The organism is Mycolicibacterium agri, from assembly GCF_002553505.1.
Lineage (GTDB): Bacteria > Actinomycetota > Actinomycetes > Mycobacteriales > Mycobacteriaceae > Mycobacterium > Mycobacterium agri.
Window position 1 is genome coordinate 1 of record NZ_PDCP01000144.1, and the last position, 8,103, is coordinate 8,103.

10 protein-coding genes are annotated in these 8,103 nt (G+C 67.3%); 6 read left to right on the top strand and 4 right to left on the bottom strand.

From position 1 onward, the window contains the following. Both CQY20_RS32420 and CQY20_RS32425 read left to right on the top strand, forming a co-directional pair. Positions 1 to 255 (top strand): IS30 family transposase (locus CQY20_RS32420; RefSeq protein ID WP_109789712.1); only part of this gene is annotated, 255 nt, incomplete at its 5' end. Beyond that, complete coding sequence (locus CQY20_RS32425; protein WP_234816520.1) at positions 239 to 544, top strand: DUF2000 family protein; 306 nt, start codon at positions 239 to 241, stop codon at positions 542 to 544. The genes CQY20_RS32420 and CQY20_RS32425, both read left to right, overlap by 17 nt. A 12-nt stretch (positions 545 to 556) precedes the next feature. Here the strand turns inward: CQY20_RS32425 and CQY20_RS32430 are convergent, their stop codons facing one another. The 3 genes from CQY20_RS32430 to CQY20_RS32440 are packed head-to-tail and all read right to left on the bottom strand — an operon-like array spanning position 557 to position 3,440. After that, the gene (locus tag CQY20_RS32430; protein WP_097945240.1) at positions 557 to 1,054 is read right to left on the bottom strand and encodes a DUF3830 family protein; all 498 of its coding nucleotides are present in this window, start codon (positions 1,052 to 1,054) and stop codon (positions 557 to 559) included. Further along, on the bottom strand, positions 1,051 to 2,460 hold the full coding sequence (locus tag CQY20_RS32435; protein WP_097945242.1) for an amidase: 1,410 nt from the start codon (positions 2,458 to 2,460) through the stop codon (positions 1,051 to 1,053). The genes CQY20_RS32430 and CQY20_RS32435 overlap by 4 nt, the downstream gene beginning before the upstream one ends. Further along, on the bottom strand, positions 2,457 to 3,440 hold the full coding sequence (locus CQY20_RS32440; protein ID WP_174814678.1) for a D-2-hydroxyacid dehydrogenase: 984 nt from the start codon (positions 3,438 to 3,440) through the stop codon (positions 2,457 to 2,459). Before CQY20_RS32440 ends, CQY20_RS32435 begins: the two co-directional genes overlap by 4 nt. A 76-nt stretch (positions 3,441 to 3,516) precedes the next feature. Between CQY20_RS32440 and CQY20_RS32445 the strand changes: the two genes are divergently transcribed. The 4 genes from CQY20_RS32445 to CQY20_RS32460 are packed head-to-tail and all read left to right on the top strand — an operon-like array spanning position 3,517 to position 7,799. After that, positions 3,517 to 4,239 (top strand): maleate cis-trans isomerase family protein, encoded by a 723-nt coding sequence (locus tag CQY20_RS32445; RefSeq protein ID WP_207767362.1) that lies wholly within the window; start codon positions 3,517 to 3,519, stop codon positions 4,237 to 4,239. Positions 4,240 to 4,242: 3 nt separating this feature from the next. Continuing rightward, the gene (locus CQY20_RS32450) at positions 4,243 to 5,415 is read left to right on the top strand and encodes a M24 family metallopeptidase (RefSeq protein WP_165789323.1); all 1,173 of its coding nucleotides are present in this window, start codon (positions 4,243 to 4,245) and stop codon (positions 5,413 to 5,415) included. Between the two features lie 4 nt (positions 5,416 to 5,419). Beyond that, a complete protein-coding gene (locus CQY20_RS32455) occupies positions 5,420 to 6,619 on the top strand; it encodes an aminotransferase-like domain-containing protein (protein ID WP_097945247.1) in 1,200 nt (399 codons plus the stop codon). A gap of 1 nt (position 6,620) precedes the next feature. Next, on the top strand, positions 6,621 to 7,799 hold the full coding sequence (locus CQY20_RS32460) for a M20 family metallopeptidase (RefSeq protein WP_097945249.1): 1,179 nt from the start codon (positions 6,621 to 6,623) through the stop codon (positions 7,797 to 7,799). A gap of 49 nt (positions 7,800 to 7,848) precedes the next feature. On the opposite strand, the gene CQY20_RS32465 is transcribed toward CQY20_RS32460, so the two are convergent. Continuing rightward, positions 7,849 to 8,103, bottom strand: a 255-nt coding sequence (locus CQY20_RS32465; RefSeq protein WP_109789712.1) for an IS30 family transposase, incomplete at its 5' end; no start/stop codon positions are given.

The window sequence follows — 8,103 nt, forward strand, 5'->3', positions numbered from 1 at the left end:
GAGCTCGATATCTACTTCTGCGATCCGCACTCGCCATGGCAACGCGGCAGTAACGAGAACACCAACGGGCTGCTGCGCCAATACTTTGCTAAAGGCACCGACCTATCAGTGTTCCCGGCCGACTACCTCGACTACGTTGCCGCCCAACTCAACACCCGACCCCGCAAAACCCTCGGCTGGAAGAAACCCGCTGAAGTCCTCGACGAGCTACTCTCAAACCCGCCAAAACCACCCGCTGTTGCATCCACTGCCTGAAATCGCCCTCGACGCCGACGGCACCCGCTACACCCCCATGTTCGGCCAGCCGGTGATGGTCTTCGGCGCAGATCGAGACCGGTTGACGCGCACCTTGAACCGGGCGCTGTCCCGCGGGGTGGTGTCCACGATCTTCACGACGGATTTGTTCACGACCTCGCACGACGACGCCAACCGCGCCGCGGTCGCCGCCGCGGCCCGTGACGACCTCGATCTGGCGGGCATCGCAATTCGCGCCGACCGCAAGACAATCGACAAGATCGTCGACGGCCTACGGCTGCACCAGTGAGCCGTAAACCGGTCAGTCGCGACGCGCGAAACTCAACGTCTCGCCGCGCACCCCGCCCATCCACAGATCCTGGCAGGCGGCGGCCATCTCCTCGAGGCCTTCGATCACCTCGCCGAAGACGTTGCCGGGCACCCAACCCTGGTCGCCGTTGATCAGCAGGTTGTTGCGCCCATAGAACAGCGCCAGGTCGACGATCGCGCCGGTTGTGCCTGTGCCGGTGGTGTTTTCGTAGCCGTAGGCGGGGTTGCCGAGATCGTCGGAGTCGAAGGAGAACCAGCACAGATCACCCGGGATCGGGGTGATGGTCGTGTTTTCCTTGCCCGGATCAGCGGCGAACGCCGGCAGCAGCGTGTAGATCTCGTTGCGCGCGTACTTGCCGTGAAACACCTGCGCCGACAACGGAAGTGCGTCCCACACCGCGGCGCAGGTGCGCGGGGCAGCGTCGTCGAGCAGTCGAGCGACGCAGCTCACGCCGCGCTTGTCCAACGACACCGTGATCAGCTTGCTCATCGCGCCTCCTTGGCGAGTAGTCCCGGTTCCCGCAGATGCCAGTCGGTCATCGACTGATATGCCTGGCCCACGCGCAGCACCAACGCATCGGCGTGCCGCGGCCCGACGATGTGCAACCCGACCGGCAACCCGGCGTCGGTGAACCCGCACGGCACGCTGAGCGCGGGCTGTTGGGTCAGGTTGAACGGATACGTGTAGGGGGTCCAGCTGGTCCAGTCCGGCGATTCCGAACCGTCGGGCACGTCCTGTCCGGCGGGGAATGCGGGCAGCGGCAGCGTCGGCGTCACGAGCACGTCGTATCGCTCGTGGAAGCGACCCATCAACTCGCCCAACTTCATTCGTACCGCCATCGCGTCCAGATAGTCGGCGGCCGAATACGACGCTCCGATAACTGCCGTGCGATGCAGTCCAGGATCGATCCGACCCGCCAGCGCGTCGAGATCGCCGTAGGACGAAAGAACCTTGGCTTCCCCGGAGAACCACAGCACGTGAAACGCGTCCACCGGATCGCTGAACCCGGGATCGGCCTCTTCGACGTGCGCGTCGGCACTGACCAACACGTCGACAGCCGCGCGTACGGCGGCGTCGACAGACGGATCATTCTGCACGAAGCCGAGATTCGGCGAGTAGGCGACCCGCAGGCCCGCCACCCCGTCGTCGAGTCCGGACAAAATCGATGTCGTCGGCGTCGGCATCGCCGCCCAGTCGCGGGCGTCGAACCCGGTGATGATGTCCATCATCGCGGCGGCGTCGCGCACGGTGCGGGTCATCGGCCCGGCGTGCGACAGCGTCCCGAACGGGCTCGCCGGATAGAACGGGATCAGCCCGTAAGTGGGTTTGAGCGCAACGGTCCCGGTGAACGCCGCGGGGATGCGCACCGATCCGCCGCCGTCGGTGCCGACCGACCACGGCCCCATGCCGAGCGCGACCGCGGCCGCGCTGCCGCCGCTCGAGCCGCCAGCCGTCAGCGAGGGATTCCACGGGTTGCCGGTGACGCCGTGGCGAAGCGAATCGGTGACGCCCTTCCACGAGTACTCGGGTGTGGTCGTCTTGCCGAGGATGACGGCGCCGGTTTCGCGCAGCCGAGCGACCGACGGGGCGTCCTCGTCCCACGACCCCGCCGCGTCGATGAGATTGCTGCCGCGAAGCGTCGGCCATCCGCGCGTCCACAGCGCGTCCTTGATCGACGTCGGCACACCGTCGCCGGGGCCGAGGGGCTCCCCGGCCTGCCAGCGCGCCTCGGACTGCTTGGCGGCGGCGAGCGCGCCTTCGTGATCGACCAGAACGAAGGCGTTCACGGCGCCGTCGTAGGTGTCGATCGCCTCGAGTGCGGCCTTGGTGGCCTCGACCGGCGAGATGGTCTTGTTGCGGTAGCCCTCGACGAGCTCCATCGCCGACGTGATCATGCCGTGGCTCCTGTCCTGGCGACGTACCCAAGCTGCTTGTCCACCACGTTGAGCAACGGCTGGCCTGCCAGCCAGCGCCGGACGTTGGTGGCGAACTGCTCGGCCAGCGTTTCGCGCCAGCCGACGACGTCGGCGGACATATGCGCGGTGATCGTCACATTCGGAGCGTCCCACAGCGGGTGGTCGGCGGGCAGCGGCTCGGTCTCGAACACGTCCAGCGTCGCCCCGCCGATTCGGCGCTGCGTCAGCGCCGCCAGCAGAGCGGACTCGTCGACCATCGGGCCACGCGCGATGTTGACCAGATGCGCGTCCGGCTTCATCGCCGCCAACACCTCCTTGTTCACGAGCCCACGGGTCTGCGGGGTCAGCGGCGCGGCCAGGATCAGGTGGTCGCACCAGCCGACTTCCCTTGCCAGGTTGGCGCTTTCGACGACCTCGCCGAAGTCGGGGTCATCGGACGCGGCTCGTCGGCCTGCGCCCCGCACGACCATGCCCGCGGCCCGCAGCAGCCTCGCGATCTCGCGGCCGATGCCGCCGGTGCCCACCACCAATGCGGTCGCTCCGGTGACGCTGCGGGTCTCGCGGTGCCGCCACTCGTGGCGGCGCTGCAGGTCGTAACTCGTCAGGCTGTCCTTGGCGTAGGCGATGACGGCGCCGAGCACGTATTCGGCCAGCGGCCGGTCGAACACGCCGCGGGCGTTGGTGACCACCACGTCGGAATTTCGCAGCTCGTCGAACAGCAGCGTGTCGACGCCCGCGGCGGTGATGTGGATCCACTCCAGCTGGTCGGCGTGGGACCACGCATCCCGAAGGGCCTTGGAGAAGAAGTCCCAGAGCAGCAGCGCCCGTGCTCCACGAAGGGCGTCGGCGAGGCCGTCGGCCGCGCAGAAACGAAAGTCCACGTCCAAGTCGTCGAGACCGGGGGGACGGTCGGTCGCCTTCTCGCACAGGACCGCGATAACCGGTCGTGTTCGAGGCACGGTCAGAGGCTATCAAAACCGTACGATTGTCAACAATCGACTTGCGGAGTGGCCAGAGCGGCCCCAAACTTAGCCAATGAGTCAGGTTCCGCCTTTGCATCAGACCGGGATCGGGGTGGTCACGCCATATGATTTTGCGCTTGACCGTGAGTTGTGGCGTTGGTTGCCAGACGACGTCAGTTTGCATTTAACCCGCATGCCTTACGCGGCGCTGCCTGCGACACTGGAGATGGCGGTGCGGGTCTCCTCCCCAGAACTCGTCGCGCAGGGGTTCACCGACGTCAAGGCGGTGTCCCCGCAGTGCATGGCATATGCGTGTACGTCGGGCAGCTTCATCGGCGGCCTCGCGGCCGAGGCGGAGCTCGTGTCGGCGATGACCGAGGCGGGCGCGCCCGCGGCGGTGACCACCAGCGGCGCTCTCCTCGAGGCGCTCACTCACCTCGACATCGTCCGGATCGTCACAGTGACGCCCTACATCGCCGAGTTGACCGTCGGCCTGACGACCTTCCTCGGCGAGGCGGGGGTCGATGTGGTGGCCGCCGCCGGCATGGGGTTGATCTCCGACATCTGGACCGTGCCCTACGACGTCACCGCCGCCCTGGTCCGCGAGACCAACACCGAGGACGCGCAGGCCATCTTCGTCAGCTGCACGAACCTGCCGACCTACGACCTCATCGCACCGCTCGAGGAGGAGCTCAAGAAGCCGGTGCTGACGGCCAACCAGGTGACGATGTGGGCGGCGTTGCGCACGATCGGCCGCAAGGCGGTCGGGCCCGGTCAGCAGCTTCTGGAGCGGTGAAGGATGACTGACGAGGTGCTTGCAAAGGAATACGCCGACCGGCTGAGCCGTGTCCGGAAAGCCATGGCCGACAAGGGCTTCGGTGCGCTCGTGGTGTGTGACCCGGCAAACCTGTTCTACCTCACGGGCTACAACGCCTGGTCGTTCTACACACCGCAATGCCTGCTGGTCGGTCCCGACGGCGCGCCGCACCTGTTCGCCAGGGCGATGGACGCCCTGGGCGCGGCGTACACGTGCAACCTGGACGACGACCACATCCACGGCTACCCAGAGGACCTGGTGCACCGGCCCGATGTGCATCCGTTCGACTGGATCGCCGACGTCATGCGAGGGCTTGTCCCGGCCGGCGAAGTGATCGGCGTGGAATGCGACTGCCACTACTTCTCTCCGCGCGGGTATCAGGCACTGGAACGCGGGCTGCCGGCGAATCGGCTGATCGACTGCGCTGAACTGGTCAATTGGGTGCGAGTCGTCAAGTCCTCCTACGAGATCGAGCAATTGCGGATCGCGGGGTCGATCGCCGAGCACGCGATGCGGGCGGCGTTCAACGCGCTGCGGCCGGGGCGACGCCAATGCGACGTGGTCGCCGAGATCATGGCCGCGCAGACATGCGGCACGCCCGAGCACGGCGGCGACTATCCGGCCTTGGTGCCGCTGCTGCCGACGGGCAAGTCCGCGGGCACGCCGCATCTGACGTGGACGCAGGGCGTCTTTTCGACCGGCGAGGCGACCACCGTCGAACTGGCGGGCACCTACGGCCGCTACCACGCGCCGCTGGCGCGCACGGTCATGCTGGGCGAGCCGCCGTCGCGACTCCTCGACACCTCGAAGGTGGTCGCCGAAGCGATGCAGGCGACGCTGGCGGCGATGCGTCCCGGTGTGGACGGCGGCACGGTCCACAAGGCGTTCGATCGCGTGATCAAACCCCATGGACTGCAGAAGGATTCGCGTATCGGGTATTCGATAGGGATCGGCTATCCACCCGATTGGGGTGAGCGCACAGTCAGCCTGCGCCCCGGTGAACGCACAGAACTGGCGGCGGGTATGGCCTTTCACGTCATCCTGGGCATCTGGATGGACGACTGGGGCTACGAGCTGTCCGAGCCGGTGGTCGTCACCGACACCGGCGTGGAGAAGCTGACCGACCTGCCCCACGAACTCACGGTCTGGAGGTAAACCCGTGACCACACCGACGCTTCCCTTCGCCGCACGCGCCGCCGGCTTGGTGGGGTCGATCATCGACTCCAGTACGTCGTTGCTGCACAAGCAGTCTCACGATGTGGTCCGGCTCGCGATGGGCAGCCCTGCCGCAGAGGCCGTGCCGTCGGAGATTCTGGCCGGCATCGCAGCCACCGAACTGAGCGCACCCGGCGCTTACGACTACGCCGCGACCGAGGGCGATCCGCCACTGCAGGCCGCGCTGTTGGAGATGCTGCACGGCAGCAGCGACCAGACCACAGCCGACCGGCTGACGATCACCGCGGGCGGCATGCAGGGACTCGACCTGTTCTGCAAGATCTTCGTCGACCCAGGCGATCTCGTGACCGTCGAGTCGCCCACCTACACCAACGGCAGCGCCACCGCGCTGTCCTATGGCGCGCAGCTGTTGGAGATTCCCGTCGACGACCACGGTATGGACGTCGACGCGCTCGAACGGCTGGTCGACGAAGCCGGCCGCACACCGAAGGCGATCTACACGATCCCGACCTTCCAGAACCCGTCCGGTGTCACGATGTCGCTTCAGCGCAGGCTGCGGCTGCTCGAATTGGCGCGGCAGTGGGGCTCGATGATCATCGACGACGACCCCTACGGCCTGTTGCGTTTTGCGGGTGAGCCGCTGCCGACGCTACGCGAACTCGGCGGCGGCGACCCCCTGGTCTTCGCGGTCCGCACCTTCTCCAAGATCGTCGCGCCCGGGCTGCGGGTCGGCTGGGTCGACACGGCGCCCGAGTTGCAACCGCTGCTGATCAACGCCAAGCAGGCGATGGACACCTGCACCAACCTGCCCGGCCAGCGGCTGGTGACCGGCTTTCTCACCGGTGGCCACCTCGACGAGCACTTGATCAAGCAGCGCGCCGAATACAAGCGCCGCAAGGAGGCCATGCACACCGCGCTCGAAGAGCACTTCGGTGACCGCGCGCGCTGGACCGATCCCGACGGCGGCTTCTTCTGCTGGGTGACCATCGACAACGTCGACACCACAGCGCTTTTCGAGCCCGCACTGGCCGAAGGGGTCGCGTTTATCCCCGGTTCGGCGTTCTCGCCGTCCGGCCGCTTCACCGACGCGTTGCGGCTGTGCTTCGCCTCCACCCCGCCGGACCGGATCCATCAGGGGGTGGCCCGGCTGCGCCGCGCCGTCGACTTGCTTGCGAAGGGCTGACATGCCGCTGAGCGTCACAGAACGGGCCGTGCTGGACAAGATCGACGAAGACGCGCTGGTCGAACTCGCCCGCTCACTGGTCCGCGCCCACGGGCAGAACCCACCCGGTGAGGAGGCGACGACGGTTGCGGTGCTCGCCTCTGCCGCAGCCGAACTCGGGCTCGACATCAACGAGATGCCGGTGCAGCAGGGCCGTGACAACCTCCGGATCACGCTGCGCGGCGGCGACGGGCCCGGCCTTCTGCTGCTGGGCCACACCGATGTGGTGCCGGTCGGCGAGGGCTGGACCAGGGACCCGTTCGGCGGAGTCGTCGAGGACGGCCGGCTCTACGGCCGCGGCGCATCCGACATGAAAGGCGGCCTGGCGGCCTGTCTTTCGGCGATGGCGGCACTTCGCGGCGCTGGTCTGCGCGGTGCCGTCGAACTGGCCGCGCTGATCGACGAGGAGGAGAACGGCCTCGGCATCCGCGCCTATGTGGGCTCGGCGACAGGGCAATGGCTGGGCTGCATCACCGCGGAACCGACCGATCTAGCGCCCATCATCGGCGCGCGCGGCGCCGCCTACCTACGGGTCGATGTGCACGGAACTGCCTGCCATGCAGGAAATCCCGACGACGGCGCCAATGCGATCTACGGGGCGGCCGCGGTCGTGAGCGAAATCGAGCGCATGCATGCCGAGCTCGCCAACCGGCCGCACCCGCTGCTCGGCCCAGCGACGTGGAGCGTCGGGCAGATCCAGGGCGGCAGCGGCGGCAGCGTAGTACCCGCCGAGTGCACCGTGGTCGCCGATCGCCGCTTATTGCCCGACGAAGCGGGCGCCGACGTGCTGGACAGCCTGCGCGGGCGTATCCAGGCGCTGCGGTTGGCCGAGCGTGGCCTGAGCGTCGAGGTGTCGATGCCGATGGAAATGCCCCCGTTCGAGACACCGCTCGAATCACCGCTGACGCGCACCGTCGCGGCGGCCCTGGCCGATGCGGGCGGGCCGACGGTCACACCCGGCGGCTGGACGGCGGCCTGCGACGGCGGGTTCGTCGCCCGCGAATTCGGTGTGCCCGTGGTGGTTCTGGGACCGGGGTCGGTCGCCGAGCAGGCACACCGGCCCGACGAGTCGGTCGCGATCGACGAGTTGATCATCGCGGCACGCACCTACGCGCTGTCGGCCCTGCGCCTGTTGTCCTGATTTCCCTTCGCGAGCAGACGCGTATGCCCGCAAAGTCCCAGGGCGATTTTCAGGCAGTGGATGCAACAGCGGGTGGTTTTGGCGGGTTTGAGAGTAGCTCGTCGAGGACTTCAGCGGGTTTCTTCCAGCCGAGGGTTTTGCGGGGTCGGGTGTTGAGTTGGGCGGCAACGTAGTCGAGGTAGTCGGCCGGGAACACTGATAGGTCGGTGCCTTTAGCAAAGTATTGACGCAGCAGCCCGTTGGTGTTCTCGTTACTGCCGCGTTGCCATGGCGAGTGCGGATCGCAGAAGTAGATATCGAGCTC